Origin of the sequence: Acidiphilium cryptum JF-5 (assembly GCF_000016725.1) — a bacterium.
Taxonomy (GTDB): domain Bacteria; phylum Pseudomonadota; class Alphaproteobacteria; order Acetobacterales; family Acetobacteraceae; genus Acidiphilium; species Acidiphilium multivorum.
In genome coordinates this window covers 1,698,841-1,711,909 of the sequence record NC_009484.1, presented here as the reverse complement: position 1 = coordinate 1,711,909, position 13,069 = coordinate 1,698,841, and the positions used below count along the sequence as shown (strand labels likewise).

Here is a 13,069-nt window from a genome sequence, read left to right as displayed (position 1 = left end):
TCGTCGATGTCCGGAAAGGCCCTGGTAGCGGCGGGCGGATTTGAACCACCGACCAAGGGATTATGATTCCCCTGCTCTACCGCTGAGCTACGCCGCCCCATGGGTGGCGCTCAGGTAGCGTCAGAGACGAGGCAAGTCAATCATGCCGGATTCATGGCCGCCCCGCCCGGTGATAGGGGTGCCCGGCGAGGATGCATTGCGCCCGGTAGAGCTGTTCGGCGAGCACCGCGCGGGCGAGGAGATGGGGCAGGGTCAGGTTGCCGAGCGACAGCACGGCGTCGGCGCGCTCGATGATCCGCCGCTCCAGCCCCTCGGCGCCGCCGATGACGAAGGCCAGCGGCCGGGAGGTTTCGCGCCATGACGCGAGCATGGCGGCGAAGGCCGCGCTGTCCGGCGCCTTGCCGCCGAGGTCGAGGGCGATGACCAGATCCTCGGCGGCGAGGCGGCGGAGAATGGCGTCCGCCTCGCGCCGCTTGATCTCGGCCGGGCTGCCGGTGCCGTCGGGCAGGGCGACGACCTCCGGCCGGGGCTGGAGCCGCGCGGCGTAGCGGGCGACGAGATCGGCCTCCGGCCCCTTGGAGTCGCGCCCGATCGCGATGATGCGCAACCGGGCGCCCGGAGCCGTCACACCGGCTCGTCCAGATCGGCACTCCACATCTTTTCGAGCGCGTAGAGCTCGCGCGCTTCCGGCTTGAAGAGATGGACGACGATGTCGCCGGCATCGACCAGCACCCAGTCCGACCCGCCGGCGCCCTCGACCTGCACGCGCTTGACGCCGATCGCGGCGAGCTTTTCGAGCAGGTGGGTCGCCATCGCGGCGATCTGCCGGTCGGCAAGGCCGGTGGCGACCACCATGCGGTCGGCGAAGCTGGCGCGGCTGGCGAGGTCGATCGTCACGATGTTCTCGGCCTTGTCGTCGGCGAGGCTCTCGGTGATGACCCGTTCCATCTCCGCGAGCCGTTCGGCCGCCTTGTCCGCGCTGCGGCGCTGGCGGGCGGCTTGCGGCGCGGGTCCGGCGATGGCGGCCTTCTTGCGCGGGGTTCCGGGGGCCTTGGGCGCGACTTCGGCGGGAAGCGGCGGCTTGCGCTTCGCGGCCGGCTTGCGCGGTGTGGCGGCGGGCGGGGTCGAGCGGGTCGGCGGGCGGGCTATGGCCGGTCTCCTTGAATGCCGCGCGGCGCGCGGGCCTTGCGGGCGCGCAGCGCGGTGGCTGATAACGGATTCTCGCGCGCGGGCAACCAGATCCACGCCGGCGGCGGGCTGCCGGCGAGGCTTGCCGCCCGGCGCGCGGCAATCCGCGCATGCCGTAGCACATGGGCGGCCCGCCCGGCCAGCGCGGCGCGCGTTTCGCCCGGGCGCGGCAGCACGGCGATCGGCACGGCGGCGGCGATGTCCCGCCAGCGGTGCCAGCGGGGGAGCTGGGCAAGGTTGTCCGCTCCCATGATCCAGACGAATCGCGCGCGGGGAAAGCGGCGGCGGAGCTGGGCCAGGGTGTCCGCCGTCCGGCGGGTGCCGAGCGCGGATTCGATCCCCGTCGCGACCAGGCGGCGTCCGTCGGCAAGGCGCGCCGCGGAGGCGAGGCGTTCGGCGAAGGGCGCCATGTCGGCGCGGCGCTTCAGCGGATTGCCGGGCGAGACCATGAGCCAGACCTGATCGAGCCGCAGGGCGCGGCGCGCCGCCTTCGCGACGTGGAGATGGCCTTCATGCGCGGGGTTGAAGCTGCCGCCGAGCAGGCCGATGCGGAGCGGCCTGCGGTCGCCGAAGCGGGGCAGCCGGTCTGTGCTCAGGGACGCACCTGGCCGGTGCCGACGACGTGATAGCGGAAGGTCGTCAGCTGCGCCGGGCCGATCGGGCCGCGGGCGTGGATTCGCCCGGTGGCGATGCCGATCTCGGCGCCGAAGCCGAATTCGCCGCCGTCGCAGAACTGGGTCGAGGCGTTCCACATCGCCACCGCGCTGTCGGTGCCGGCGAGGAAGCGGGCGGCGGCATCGGCGTTCTCGGTGACGATCGCCTCGGTATGCGACGAGCCGTGCCGGGCGATGTGGTCGAGCGCTGCATCGAGATCGTCGACGACGCTGACCGAGAGCATCGCGTCGAGCCATTCGGTGTCGAAATCCGCCGGGCCGGCGGCCGGCAGGCTCGGCACGATCGCCCGCGCGCGGTCGTCGGCACGGAAGCCGCAGCCAAGGGCGGCGAGGTCCTCGATGAGGCGCGGCAGCAGGGCGGGGGCGATCGCCGCGTCGATCAGCAGGGTTTCGGTGGCGCCGCAGATGCCGGTCCGGCGCATTTTCGCGTTGGCGAGCACGGTTCGGGCCATCTCGGCATCGGCCTCGGCGTGGATGTAGGTGTGGTTGAGCCCCTCGGCATGGGCGAGCACGGGCACCCTTGCCTCGCGCTGCACGCGCTCGACCAGCGACTTGCCGCCGCGCGGGATGATGAGGTCGATCTGTCCGGAGGCGCCCAGCATCGCGGCGACGAAGGCGCGGTCGATATTCGGGGCGATCTGCACGGTGCCGTCGGGAAATCCGGCCTGGCGCAGGCCCTTGGTCATCGCGAGATAGATCGCGGTGTTCGAATGATAGCTTTCGGAGCCGCCGCGCAGGATCACCGCGTTGCCCGACTTGATGCAGATCGCCGCGGCATCGGCGCCGACATTGGGGCGGCTTTCGTAGATCATGCCGATCACGCCGAGCGGCTGCGGCACGCGGCGGATGACGAGGCCGTTGGGGCGCGTCCATTCGGCGAGGCTGCCGGCGAGCGGATCGGGCAGGTCGGCGATGGCGTCGATTCCGGCGGCGATCGCCTCGATGCGCGCCTCGTTCAGCAGCAGCCGGTCGCGCATCGCCGGCGGGCCCTCGAAACTGTCGAGGTCGCGCGCATTGGCGGCGAGGATGTTCACGGCGTGAATGCGCAGCTCGGCGGCGGCGGCGCGCAGCGCGCCATCGCGCCGGGCCGCCGGCATCGCCGCGAGGCTGCGCATGGCGGCGCGCGCCCGGCCGGCGGCGGTGCGGAGGATGGCTTCGGCTGAGGGGGTCGCGGTATCCATGATGGGAGAATTGCGCGCCCGCGGCCGGCAAATCAACCGTCAAACCGTGGATCGCCCTTTCGGCCGCGCGCCGGACAAGCTATCCCGGTGCGGCCAGGAGACAGTGCGGGGGTTTTGCGTGCCGGATAGCGCCACCAGGGAAACCGTCGGAGCGGCCGTGCTGCGGCCGCTTCAGCAGGAGGATGCCGCCCGCTTCCACCAGCTCATCAACGACTGGGACATTTGCCGCCGGCTGCCGGAAGCGCCGTTTCCCTACCCGCTGGAGACCGCCGAGGCCTGGGTGGCCGCGGCGGTGGCCGACCGTGCCGCCGGGCGCGCCCACGAATTCGCGATTCTCGATGCGGATGGCAGCATGATCGGCAGCGCCGGGCTGCGCCTCGATGCCGCGCGGGGCAGCGCTGCGCTGGGATACTGGATCGGCCGCCGGTTCTGGCGCCGCGGCCATGCGGGGGCGGCCGTCGCCGAGCTGCTGCACTGGGGGTTCGCCGAGCTGCCGATCGCGACGATCGAGGCGACGGTGGCCGCCGACAACGCGGCGTCGATCGCGCTGCTCGAACGCGCCGGGTTCAGCGCGACGGGGCGCGGCCATGCGAAGTTCATCGGCCAGCCCGGCGCGAGCCTGCCGGTGATGCGTTACGCGATCACCCGGGAGGCGCTGGCGCTGCGCCACCTCGCCGCGCCCGAGCCGGTGGCCGCGCCCGCCGCCGCGAAGCCGCTGGTGCTCGTGGCCGCCTGCGCGCTGGTCGATATCGAGGGGCGGATCCTGCTCGCCCGCCGCCCGCCCGGCAAGAAGATGGCCGGGCTGTGGGAGTTTCCGGGCGGCAAGCTCGCACCCGGCGAAACCCCCGAACGGGCGCTGGTGCGGGAGATGGAGGAGGAACTCGGCATTTTGCTCCGCGAGGAGGATGTCGCCCCGTTCGCCTTCGCCTCGCACGCCTATGACCAGTTTCATCTGCTGATGCCGCTCTACCTCGCCCGCCGCTGGAGCGGCACGCCCGAGCCGCGCGAGGGCCAGGCGCTGGCTTGGGTGCCGCCGGACCGGCTCGACGAATATCCGATGCCGCCGGCCGACCGACCGCTGCTGCCGCTGCTGCGCGATTTTCTGTGATCCGGGAGACCGACATGCCCAGCAATCCCACCGCCGCCATCCTGATCATCGGCAACGAGATCCTCTCCGGCCGGACGCAGGACGTGAACACGAAATTCATCGCCGGCCGCCTGGCCGCGCTCGGCCACCGGCTGGAAGAGGTGCGGGTGGTGCCGGATGTCGCCGAGCGGATCATCCGCGCGGTCAATGAGCTGCGCGCCGCCTATGACAACGTGTTCACCACCGGCGGCATCGGGCCGACGCATGACGACATCACCAGCGAGTGCATCGCCGCCGCCTTCGGCGTGCCCTGGGAAAAGCACCAGGAAAGCTGGGACGCGCTGGAGCGGCATCTCGGCCGCGAGCAGTTCAACGAGGCGCGGCAGCGCATGGCGATGCTGCCGCGCGGCGCCGTGCCGATTCCCAACTCGGTCTCGATCGCGCCGGGGTTCTCCATCGGCAACGTGCATGTGATGGCCGGCGTGCCGCGGATCATGCAGGCGATGTTCGCGGGGCTGGAGACGGTGCTGGCGCGCGGCACGCCGATCGCGATGCGGGCGGTGCACGGGCTGCGGGTGAAGGAAGGCAGCATCGCCGCCGGGCTGTCGGCGATCCAGGCGCGGTATCCGCAGGTCGATGTCGGCAGCTATCCGTTCTACCGCGAGTCCGGCAGCGGGGTGGCCGTCGTCGTCAAGGGCACGGATGTCGAGGCGCTGGAGGCCGCGATCGGCGAGGCGGAGTCGCTGATCGCGGCGGAGGGCATCACGCCGGTCCGGGGCGAACCGCCGGTGTGATGCCCGGTGTGATCAGCGATCGTCGTCGCCGCCGAGCGGCAGGCTGAAGCCGAAGGACAGGCCTGCCGGGAAGGATGGCGCGTAGTAGGCCGGCGGCGGCGGCGCGTAATAGCGGGGCGGCGGCGGCGGCGCGTAATAGCGGGGCGGCGGCGGCGGCGCGTAATAGACCGGCGGGGGCGGCGCGTAATAGGCCGGCGGACCGGCGATGCCGATCGAAAAGCTCGGGCCGCCATCCCAGTCCGCGTGGGCGACGCCGGTCGCGGCGAAGGCGACACAGGCGGCCATCGCGCCGCCGACGATGATGCTGGTTCGCTTCATGTAGGCATCTCCTGATCGATGATCGCAATCTGGCAGGAGAATGCGGCGGAATTCGGCGATGGCGCTTTACCGCCGGATGAAATTGCGTTCATCCGGGAGGCTCAGCCCTGGCGCATGCCCACCGCCTCGATGAACAGCGCGACGATCAGCACCGCGAGCACGACGATCGAGATCGCCCAGCGCAGGGCGAGGTAGTTCCCCGGCACGATGTCGCGCCCGCGCCCGACCGTCTCGGCCACGATGGTGGCAAAGAAGCCGGCGATCAGGATCGCGATGGCGAGGCGCGGGGCCTGCGCCAGCGAGAGGACGAGCAGCGCCAGCCAGCCGACCAGCGCCGGCAGCACGCCGAACAGCAGGCGCTGGTTGTTCAGCCGCGCCTCGGGAACCACGCCGCCCGGCTCCAGCGCGAAGCCCCAGTGCACCGCGCCCAGAAAGGCGAGGATGCAGGCGCCGTAATCGATCATCACCGTGGTCGCGACCGGGGCGCGCGTCGGGTCGGTGACGATGACGGCGAGGCCGGCGAGGAAGGGGATCAGCCCGGCGATTCCGAGCAGGATGGCGATGGTGAAGGGAGCGCGGTTCATGCGCGCTTATGTCATGAAATCGAGCCCGATATCCAGCACCCGCGCGCTGTGGGTGAGCCACCCCGCCGAGATCAGGTCGACCCCGGTTTCGGCGATGGCGGGGGCGCTCTCCGGGGTGATCCGGCCGGAGGCCTCGGTGATCGCGCGGCCCTTCGCCATCGCGACGGCGCGGCGCAGCGTGGCGGGGTCCATGTTGTCGAGCAGGACGGCGTCCGCCCCGGCCTCCAGCGCCTCGGCGAGCTGGTCGAGCCGGTCGACCTCGCATTCGATCTTCACCAGATGGCCGACCGCGGCACGGGCGCGGCGCACCGCGAGGCCGACGCCGCCGGCGATGGCGATGTGGTTGTCCTTGATCAGCACCGCGTCGTCGAGCCCGAAGCGGTGATTGGCGCCGCCGCCGCAGCGCACGGCGTATTTCTGCAAGGCCCGTAGGCCGGGAATGGTCTTGCGCGTGCAGGTGATCCGCGCCCCGGTATGGGCGATCGCGGCAGCGATGCCGGCTGTGGCGGTAGCGACGCCCGAAAGCTGGCCGAGAAAGTTGAGCGCCGTCCGCTCGGCGGAGAGGATGGCGCGCGCCTTCCCCTCGATCCGCGCGATCACGTCGCCGGGCGCGACGGCGCTGCCATCCGGGATGAGGATGTCGAGCGCCAGCGATGGATCGAGCAGGTCGAAGGCGATGGCGGCGCAGCCGAGGCCGGCGATCGTCCCCGGCTCGCGGGCGACGAAGGCGACGGCGGCGCGGCTGTCGTCCGGGATCACCGCCTCGGCGGTGATGTCGCCGGCGCGGCCGAGATCCTCGAGCAGGGCGGCGCGGACCGCGGGTTCGATCATGATGCGGGGCAACGGGGTCATGCGGCGTGGGGCCTTTGCGCGAGGGCGGCGGCGCGGGCGAGGGCGGCCGCCTGGGTGAGATCGGAATGGCGCGGCTGCGCGGCGCGGGAGGGCGCGTCGGTCCGCGCATGGGCGCCGCGGCTTTCGGCGCGGTGGAGCGCCGCGACGCCGATCATCAGGCCGATCAGCGCGGCATCGTGCGCGGGCGCCAGCGGGGCGAGGCGCTCGATCAGGTGGGACAGGCCGGCGGCGTCGCGCAGCACGCCGAGATGGCGGCTGACGAGGTCGCGCACCAGCGCCGGCGGCGGGACGCGGCGCGGCGGGGCGGCGGGCGCGGTCGTCGCGGCCGCATCGGGTTCGCCGGCGAGCGCGGTTCCGGCATCGGTGCCGGTGACGAAGGCTTCGAGCAGCGAGTTGCTGGCCAGGCGGTTCGCGCCGTGCAGCCCGGTGCAGGCGGCCTCGCCGGCGGCGTAGAGCCCGTCCACGCTCGCGCGGCCCCGCGCGTCCACGGCGATTCCGCCCATGTGGTAATGCGCGACCGGGCGCACCGGGATCGGCTGGCGGGCGGGATCGATCCCGGCGGCGCGGCAGGCGGCGTCGATCGTCGGGAAGCGGGCGGCGAAGCCGGCGCCGAGACGCGTGGCGTCGAGCCTGACGCGATGGCCGGCGGCGAGATGGCGGACAATGGCGCGGGCGACTTCGTCGCGCGGGGCGAGTTCGTCGGTGAAGCGGTGGCCGGTCTCGTCGGTCAGGATGGCGCCCTCGCCGCGCACGGCCTCGGAGATCAGCGGCATCGGCGTGGCGCCGGAATCGAGGCCGGTCGGGTGGAACTGGACGAATTCGAGGTCGCGCAGCACGGCGCCGGCGCACGCGGCGAGGGCGAGGCCGGTGCCGTCGGCGCCCGGCGGGGTGCTAGTGTGCCGCCACAGCGCGCCGACGCCGCCGGTCGCGATCAGCACGGCGGCGGCGGGGAGATGGACGAGGCCGCCGGCGGTCTCGGCCCAGAGGCCGCGCACCCGGTTCTCCGCGACATCGAGCGCCACGGCGCGGGCGTGTTCGATGATCGTGACATGCGGTGCGGCGCGCACGGCGGCGGCGAGGGCGGTGGTCACGGCGTGGCCGGTGGCATCCTTCACATGGCTGATCCGCCGGCGCGCATGGGCGGCTTCGAGTCCGAGCCCGGCATCGAAGCGCACGCCGTGGGCGCGCAGGGCCTCGATCACGAGCGGCCCCCCGGTGATGATGCGGGAGACGGCGGCGGCGTCGCACAGCCCGTCGCCGGCGGCGAGCGTGTCGGCGATGTGCAGGGCGATGGAATCGTCGGCGCCGATGGCGGCGGCGATGCCGCCCTGGGCCCAGAGACTGGCGGCGCCGGCATCGAGCGTGCCGGCGGTGAGCAGCCGCACCGGGCGCGGCGCGGCGGCCAGGGCGGCGGCGAGGCCGGCGAGGCCGGCGCCGATGATGATCGGGGCGTTCATGGGATTGCGAGCATGCGCCATCAAGGTATCGCGAGCATGCGCCATCAAGGTATCGCGAGCATCCGCTCGACCGCCGCGCGGGCCGGGGCGGCGAGGGCGGGGGCGATCGTCACCGGTTCGGTCATGGTTTCCAGCGCGCGGCGAATGCCGGCCAGGGTGATGCGCTTCATGTGCGGGCAGAGATTGCAGGGCTTGACGAAGGTGGTTCCCGGGCTGGCGGCGGCGATGTTGTCGGCCATCGAGCATTCGGTGATCAGCGCGGCGCGGGCCGGGCGGTGGCGCGCGATGTAGTCGGCGAGGGCGGCGGTGGAGCCGGCGAAATCGGCGGCGGCGACCACCTCCTCCGGGCATTCCGGATGGGCGAGGACGGCGACCCCGTCATGTTGCCGGCGCACCTGCGCGATGTCGGCGGCGGTGAAGCGTTCATGCACCTCGCAGGCGCCATCCCAGGCGATGATGCGGATGGCGGTCTCGCGCGCGGTGTTGGCGGCGAGGAAGCGGTCCGGCAGCATGATCACCGCGTCGGTTCCTGCGGCGCGGGCGGCGTGCTCGACCACCTTGCGGGCATTGGCGGAGGTGCAGCAGTAATCCACCTCGGCCTTCACCGCGGCGGAGGTGTTGACATAGGCGATCACCGGCAGGCCCGGATGCCGGGCACGCAGGCTGCGGACATCGGCGGCGGTGATGCTTTCGGCGAGCGAGCAGCCGGCGCGGGAATCGGGGATCAGCACCGTCTTGTCCGGGTTCAGCAGCTTCGCGGTCTCGGCCATGAAATGCACGCCGGCGACGACGATCACCGAAGCGCGCGCCGACATCGCCTCGCGGGCGAGGGCGAGGCTGTCGCCCACGATGTCGGCGACGCCGTGATAGATGTCGGGCGTCTGGTAGTTGTGGGCGAGGATGATCGCGTCGCGCGCCTGCTTGAGGTCGCGGATCGCCGCGATGTCCTCCTGCATCAGCGCCCATTCGGCGGGCGGGACATGCGCCGCGAGCGGCGCGGGAATGGGGGCGGCGGCGAGGGTCATGGCCACATCCTTATGCTCGATATGAGCATATTATGAGCGGTTTTCCGGGCGAAAATCGACCGGTTCGACGCCTCTTATAGTGGATGTGAGTATAATGGGGTCAAGGTCTGGAGAGCGGCGGGCGGCTGCCGGTCATCGCCCGTTCGTCGCGGATGGCGCTGCGGAAGCGGAACAGCTTGGCCGGGCGGCCCGGGCCATTCGCGAAGTCTCCGGTTTCTTCCAGCAGGTTCTGGCTTTCGATGAGGCGCCGGAAATTCTGCTTGTGCAGGGGCTGGCCGCCGATGGCTTCAATGCAGCGTTGCAGATCGAGCAGGGAAAACCGCTCCGGCATCAACTCGAAAACGGCGGGCCGGGCGCGCAGCCGGGCGCGCAGCCGGCTGATCGCGGTGGCGAGGATGCGCCGGTGGTCGGCGGCGAGCGTGGCACCCGGGGCGAAGTCGCCATGCGCCGGCCGGCCGTCGCGCGCGGCCTCGCGCACCAGCCCGGCCTCGTAGAGGAGTTCGTAGCGGTCGAGCGCCAGATCCTCCTGCCAGGGCGCGCCGTCGAGCCCGAAGCAGCGGGCGATGCGCGCGCGCCGCGTCGGCTCCGTGCCCGCCCAGCTTCGCAGGCCGGGTTCGATCCGTGCCAGGGCGTCGTTCGCGGTGCGGCGGTCTTCCCAGGGAAAATAGCGGTACCAGTCCTGCCAGGAGACCTGGCCGCCGAGCCGCGCCCGCGTCTCGCTGCTCAGGGCGAGGTAGGAGATCGAGATGCTGCGCCCGGCGCGGCTGCGGCCGGCGTCGGCGAAGGTGTAGAGCTGCTCGACATGGCCGAGCGGATGCCCGGTCTGGCGTTCCACCCGGTCGCGCAGCCCGGCCTGCAGCGAGCGATGGGCCGATTCGAGCGGGCCGGCGGGCAGGGCGCTGCCATCGAGAAGGGTGAGGACGCGGGGGGTTGCGTCGGTGACGGCGACGACGACGGCGATCAGCTCGGCATGGATCGGGTCGGCGGCGCCGCTCACGGCTTCATCATCCGGAAGGCGAGGCGGGCGGCGAGGCCGCGGGGCGCGAAGCGGGTGCCGAAGGCCATCGCCGCGTTGCTCCGCCCGGCGACGACGCTGGAGCGCCCGGCGAGCAGCGCCGCGATGCCGATCCGCGCGACCTCGGCGCTGGTCATCGCGCTGCGCCTGGTGAAGGTGGAGCGGGTCTGGCCGGCGGCGTCGAAGAACTCGGTTTCGGTGACGCCGGGGCAGAGCACCGTGGTGCGCACGCCGCGCCCGGACAACTCGACATTCAGCGATTCGCCGAGCGAGAGGACATAGGATTTGGTCGCGGCATAGGCGGCGTAGAGCGGCACCGGCTGGAAGGCGGCGGTGGAGGCGACCATCATGATCCGGCCCCAGCCACGCGCGGCCATGGGGGTGGCGAACAGCCGGGTGAGATGGGTCAGGGCGGTGATGTTGACCGCGAGCATCGCCTCGGTTCGCGCCCATTCGGCTTCGGCGAAGGCGCCGAAGACGCCGAGCCCGGCATTGTTCACCAGAATGTCGATGGTCGGGAAACGCTTGGCCAGGGCGAGGCGGCCGGCCTCGTCGGCGAGGTCGACGGCGGCGGTTTCGGCGGTGACGCCGAACAGGCGGCATTCGGCGGCCAGCGAATCGAGCCGGTCCTGCCGCCGCGCGGTGAGCACGAGGTCGGCGCCGCGCTGGGCGAGCTGGCGGGCAAGATCGGCGCCGATGCCGCTGGAAGCCCCGGTGACGAGGGCGCGGCGGCCACGGAAAGCGTCGGTCATTGATCCGTCTCCTTTAATAGATCATGATGCCAGCGCAGGAAGGCCGGCGCAATTCGCCCGGCCCGCCGGAGCCGATGGCTTCGGCCGCGACCGGTGACGCCGGCGCGGAACAGGGCGGCTGATACCAAAAGAGAGGAAACCTCATGACATTTTCGATTCGCGTGGCGGGGCTGCTGGTGGCGGCCGGGATTGCGGGCGGTGCCGTGGCGCAGGCGCAGTCGCTCGATGTTCCGCTGGCGACGCGCGACATGACGCAGATGCTCACCGCGATCGGGCATTCCAGCTACGCGGACTTCGTCGCGCCGGCGACGACGGTGTTCAAGGCGCATGTCGATCCCAAGAAATTCCCCGTTCAGGCGGCCGAGATCAATGCGAAGATCCCGCTCGGGCAGCCCTTCTCGGTGAAATACCTGACCACGCAGCGCGTCGGCCCGACGGTGGGTTACATCTTCGAGGTGACGCTGCATGACGGCGACCAGGTCCTCACCGACCTTACCCTGAACAACGGCAAGGTCGCGAGCTTCCACCTGCTCTGAGGCGCATCGCACCCGGCGGTCAGGCGCCGCCGGGTCGCCAGAGCGTGTCGGCCCGGCCTTCGTCGTTCAGCAGGCGGGCGAGGATGAACATCACGTCCGACAGGCGGTTGAGGTAGGGGATCGGGATGTCCGAAACACCCGCCTCGGCGGCGAGGGCGACCAGTTCGCGCTCGGCGCGCCGCGCGGCGGTGCGGGCGAGATGCGCGCGCGCCGCGGCTTCGGTGCCGCCGGGCAGGATGAAACTGGTGAGCGGGGCGAGCCGCGCGTTCCAGTCGGCGGCGGCCGAGTCGAGCCGGGCGAGATAGGTTTCGGTCAGGCGTGACGGCCGGGCCGGGTCGGGCGGGGCGGCGAGTTCGGCGCCGATGTCGAACAGGTCGTTCTGGATGGCGGCGAGCACGCGATCGACCGCCGGCAGTCCGGCGCAGGCCACGCGCAGGAATCCGATCGCCGTGTTGGCCTCGTCCAGCGCGCCGAACACCGCGATGCGCCTGTGGCTCTTGGCGACGCGGGAGCCGTCGGCCAGCGAGGTTTCGCCGCGATCGCCGCCGCGGGTCACGATCGTGTCCAGTTTCACCATGTGGCGTGCCTCATTTCACCATGATCCCCTCGTGCTTGGCCTTGTTGTCCGGCTCGACGTGAATCGTGATGATCACGCCGGCCATTTCCCGCCGCAGGGCGGCTTCGATACGGTCGCATATGGCGTGGGATTCGGCGACCGTCATGCCCCCGGGGACGACGAGGTGGAATTCGAGGAAGCGCGACTGGCCGGCCTCGCGCATGCGCATGTCGTGCGCCTCGATCGCGCCGGCGGCGTGGATGGCGACCAGATGGCGGATGCGATCGACCATTTCGGGCGGCGGCGCGCGGTCGAGCAGGGCGCTGAGGGCGCGCAGCACGGTCCGCCCGCCCATGAAGGCGATCTGCGCGGCGACGGCGATGGCGATGAGCGGATCGAGCACCGGCAGGTTGGCCAGAATGGCGAGCGAGAGCCCGCCGATGATGCCGAGGGTGGTGATGGCGTCGGCGATCAGGTGGGCCTGGTCGGCGGCCAGCGCCGGGAACTTCCGCGTCGCGCCGGAACGGCCGAGCGCGAGCGCCCAGAGCGCGTTCACCACGCCGCCCGCCGCGTTCAGGCCGAGACCGAGTTCCGGTGCGACGGGCAGGCGGGGGGCAAGGATGGTGCTCGCGGCGCGCTCGAGGATCAGCACCGCGGCGAAGATGATCATCCCGCCCTCGGCGACCGCGCTGAGCAGCTCGGCCTTGGCATGGCCGTAGGGATGCTCGGAATCGGCGGGCTTGGCGGCGGCCTTGAGCGCGATCATGACCATGACGGCGGCGAAGACGTTCACCAGCGATTCCAGGGCGTCGGAATAGAGTGCCGCGGAATGGCTCACCCGCCAGGCGGCCGCCTTGAGGCCAAGCGAGACGAAGCCGACGACGACGCTGCCGGCGGCGAGGCGAAACGGGACGCGCATGGGTGTTCGGGCCGATCCTTCTGCCGGTGCTGGTGCCGGAAGCCCCGCTCTATCCACATGATCAGGCGGGCATCTCTCTCCGATCGGACAAGCCGGTCCGACCGGAAGATGCTCTAGCCCAACCCGGCGGC

Annotated in this window: 16 protein-coding genes and 1 tRNA gene; 3 read left to right on the top strand and 14 right to left on the bottom strand. The window is 71.9% G+C overall.

What is annotated here, in order from left to right:
- Window positions 1–22: 22 nt before the first annotated feature.
- The 5 genes from ACRY_RS10180 to ACRY_RS10160 form a co-directional block, all read right to left on the bottom strand.
- A tRNA-Met gene (locus ACRY_RS10180) sits at window positions 23–97 on the bottom strand.
- A 54-nt stretch (window positions 98–151) separates the two neighbouring features.
- A complete protein-coding gene (locus tag ACRY_RS10175; RefSeq protein WP_011942327.1) occupies window positions 152–628 on the bottom strand; it encodes a 23S rRNA (pseudouridine(1915)-N(3))-methyltransferase RlmH in 477 nt (158 codons plus the stop codon).
- On the bottom strand, window positions 625–1,020 hold the full coding sequence (gene rsfS / locus ACRY_RS10170) for a ribosome silencing factor (RefSeq protein WP_035188450.1): 396 nt from the start codon (window positions 1,018–1,020) through the stop codon (window positions 625–627). The genes ACRY_RS10175 and rsfS overlap by 4 nt, the downstream gene beginning before the upstream one ends.
- A gap of 125 nt (window positions 1,021–1,145) precedes the next feature.
- Window positions 1,146–1,730, bottom strand: coding sequence for a nicotinate-nucleotide adenylyltransferase (locus ACRY_RS10165; protein WP_331271423.1), 585 nt, complete (start codon window positions 1,728–1,730; stop codon window positions 1,146–1,148).
- A 50-nt stretch (window positions 1,731–1,780) separates the two neighbouring features.
- The gene (locus ACRY_RS10160) at window positions 1,781–3,043 is read right to left on the bottom strand and encodes a glutamate-5-semialdehyde dehydrogenase (protein ID WP_011942326.1); all 1,263 of its coding nucleotides are present in this window, start codon (window positions 3,041–3,043) and stop codon (window positions 1,781–1,783) included.
- A 103-nt stretch (window positions 3,044–3,146) separates the two neighbouring features.
- Between ACRY_RS10160 and ACRY_RS10155 the strand changes: the two genes are divergently transcribed.
- Window positions 3,147–4,151 carry a bifunctional GNAT family N-acetyltransferase/(deoxy)nucleoside triphosphate pyrophosphohydrolase gene (locus ACRY_RS10155; protein ID WP_011942325.1) on the top strand — a complete coding sequence of 335 codons (1,005 nt, stop codon included), beginning with the start codon at window positions 3,147–3,149 and terminating at the stop codon, window positions 4,149–4,151.
- A gap of 14 nt (window positions 4,152–4,165) precedes the next feature.
- A complete protein-coding gene (locus ACRY_RS10150; protein WP_011942324.1) occupies window positions 4,166–4,924 on the top strand; it encodes a competence/damage-inducible protein A in 759 nt (252 codons plus the stop codon).
- A 12-nt stretch (window positions 4,925–4,936) separates the two neighbouring features.
- Here ACRY_RS10150 and ACRY_RS10145 read toward each other — a convergent pair whose 3' ends face one another.
- From ACRY_RS10145 to ACRY_RS10115, 7 genes are all read right to left on the bottom strand, one after another.
- On the bottom strand, window positions 4,937–5,242 hold the full coding sequence (locus ACRY_RS10145) for a hypothetical protein (protein WP_011942323.1): 306 nt from the start codon (window positions 5,240–5,242) through the stop codon (window positions 4,937–4,939).
- A gap of 101 nt (window positions 5,243–5,343) precedes the next feature.
- The gene (locus tag ACRY_RS10140) at window positions 5,344–5,826 is read right to left on the bottom strand and encodes a DUF3429 domain-containing protein (RefSeq protein ID WP_011942322.1); all 483 of its coding nucleotides are present in this window, start codon (window positions 5,824–5,826) and stop codon (window positions 5,344–5,346) included.
- Window positions 5,827–5,832: 6 nt separating this feature from the next.
- A complete protein-coding gene (nadC, locus tag ACRY_RS10135) occupies window positions 5,833–6,678 on the bottom strand; it encodes a carboxylating nicotinate-nucleotide diphosphorylase (protein ID WP_011942321.1) in 846 nt (281 codons plus the stop codon).
- The gene (locus tag ACRY_RS10130; protein WP_231295238.1) at window positions 6,675–8,135 is read right to left on the bottom strand and encodes an L-aspartate oxidase; all 1,461 of its coding nucleotides are present in this window, start codon (window positions 8,133–8,135) and stop codon (window positions 6,675–6,677) included. The genes nadC and ACRY_RS10130 overlap by 4 nt, the downstream gene beginning before the upstream one ends.
- 44 nt (window positions 8,136–8,179) lie before the next feature.
- Entirely contained in the window at window positions 8,180–9,160 is a 981-nt protein-coding gene (nadA, locus tag ACRY_RS10125) for a quinolinate synthase NadA (RefSeq protein ID WP_011942319.1), read from the bottom strand.
- Between the two features lie 100 nt (window positions 9,161–9,260).
- Window positions 9,261–10,157 (bottom strand): NUDIX hydrolase, encoded by an 897-nt coding sequence (locus ACRY_RS10120; protein ID WP_011942318.1) that lies wholly within the window; start codon window positions 10,155–10,157, stop codon window positions 9,261–9,263.
- Window positions 10,154–10,927, bottom strand: a complete 774-nt coding sequence (locus ACRY_RS10115; protein ID WP_043509152.1) for an SDR family NAD(P)-dependent oxidoreductase — start codon at window positions 10,925–10,927, stop codon at window positions 10,154–10,156. The genes ACRY_RS10120 and ACRY_RS10115 overlap by 4 nt, the downstream gene beginning before the upstream one ends.
- 143 nt (window positions 10,928–11,070) lie before the next feature.
- Between ACRY_RS10115 and ACRY_RS10110 the strand changes: the two genes are divergently transcribed.
- Window positions 11,071–11,463: a hypothetical protein gene (locus ACRY_RS10110; RefSeq protein ID WP_011942316.1), complete on the top strand. Its 393-nt coding sequence runs from the start codon at window positions 11,071–11,073 to the stop codon at window positions 11,461–11,463.
- 19 nt (window positions 11,464–11,482) lie between these two features.
- Here ACRY_RS10110 and ACRY_RS10105 read toward each other — a convergent pair whose 3' ends face one another.
- Together ACRY_RS10105 and ACRY_RS10100 are read right to left on the bottom strand one after the other, a co-directional pair.
- Window positions 11,483–12,040, bottom strand: coding sequence for a cob(I)yrinic acid a,c-diamide adenosyltransferase (locus tag ACRY_RS10105; protein ID WP_007423778.1), 558 nt, complete (start codon window positions 12,038–12,040; stop codon window positions 11,483–11,485).
- 10 nt (window positions 12,041–12,050) lie between these two features.
- Window positions 12,051–12,938, bottom strand: a complete 888-nt coding sequence (locus ACRY_RS10100; RefSeq protein WP_011942315.1) for a cation diffusion facilitator family transporter — start codon at window positions 12,936–12,938, stop codon at window positions 12,051–12,053.
- Window positions 12,939–13,069 lie beyond the last annotated feature (131 nt).

Coding starts and splice junctions, on each gene's coding strand:
- ACRY_RS10160 (WP_011942326.1), bottom strand. CDS start 3,043: ATGGATACCGCGACCCCCTCAGCCGAAGCCATCCTCCGCACCGCCGCC.
- ACRY_RS10150 (WP_011942324.1), top strand. CDS start 4,166: ATGCCCAGCAATCCCACCGCCGCCATCCTGATCATCGGCAACGAGATC.
- ACRY_RS10145 (WP_011942323.1), bottom strand. CDS start 5,242: ATGAAGCGAACCAGCATCATCGTCGGCGGCGCGATGGCCGCCTGTGTC.
- ACRY_RS10140 (WP_011942322.1), bottom strand. CDS start 5,826: ATGAACCGCGCTCCCTTCACCATCGCCATCCTGCTCGGAATCGCCGGG.
- nadC (WP_011942321.1), bottom strand. CDS start 6,678: ATGACCCCGTTGCCCCGCATCATGATCGAACCCGCGGTCCGCGCCGCC.
- ACRY_RS10130 (WP_231295238.1), bottom strand. CDS start 8,135: ATGAACGCCCCGATCATCATCGGCGCCGGCCTCGCCGGCCTCGCCGCC.
- nadA (WP_011942319.1), bottom strand. CDS start 9,160: ATGACCCTCGCCGCCGCCCCCATTCCCGCGCCGCTCGCGGCGCATGTC.
- ACRY_RS10115 (WP_043509152.1), bottom strand. CDS start 10,927: ATGACCGACGCTTTCCGTGGCCGCCGCGCCCTCGTCACCGGGGCTTCC.
- ACRY_RS10110 (WP_011942316.1), top strand. CDS start 11,071: ATGACATTTTCGATTCGCGTGGCGGGGCTGCTGGTGGCGGCCGGGATT.
- ACRY_RS10105 (WP_007423778.1), bottom strand. CDS start 12,040: ATGGTGAAACTGGACACGATCGTGACCCGCGGCGGCGATCGCGGCGAA.
- ACRY_RS10100 (WP_011942315.1), bottom strand. CDS start 12,938: ATGCGCGTCCCGTTTCGCCTCGCCGCCGGCAGCGTCGTCGTCGGCTTC.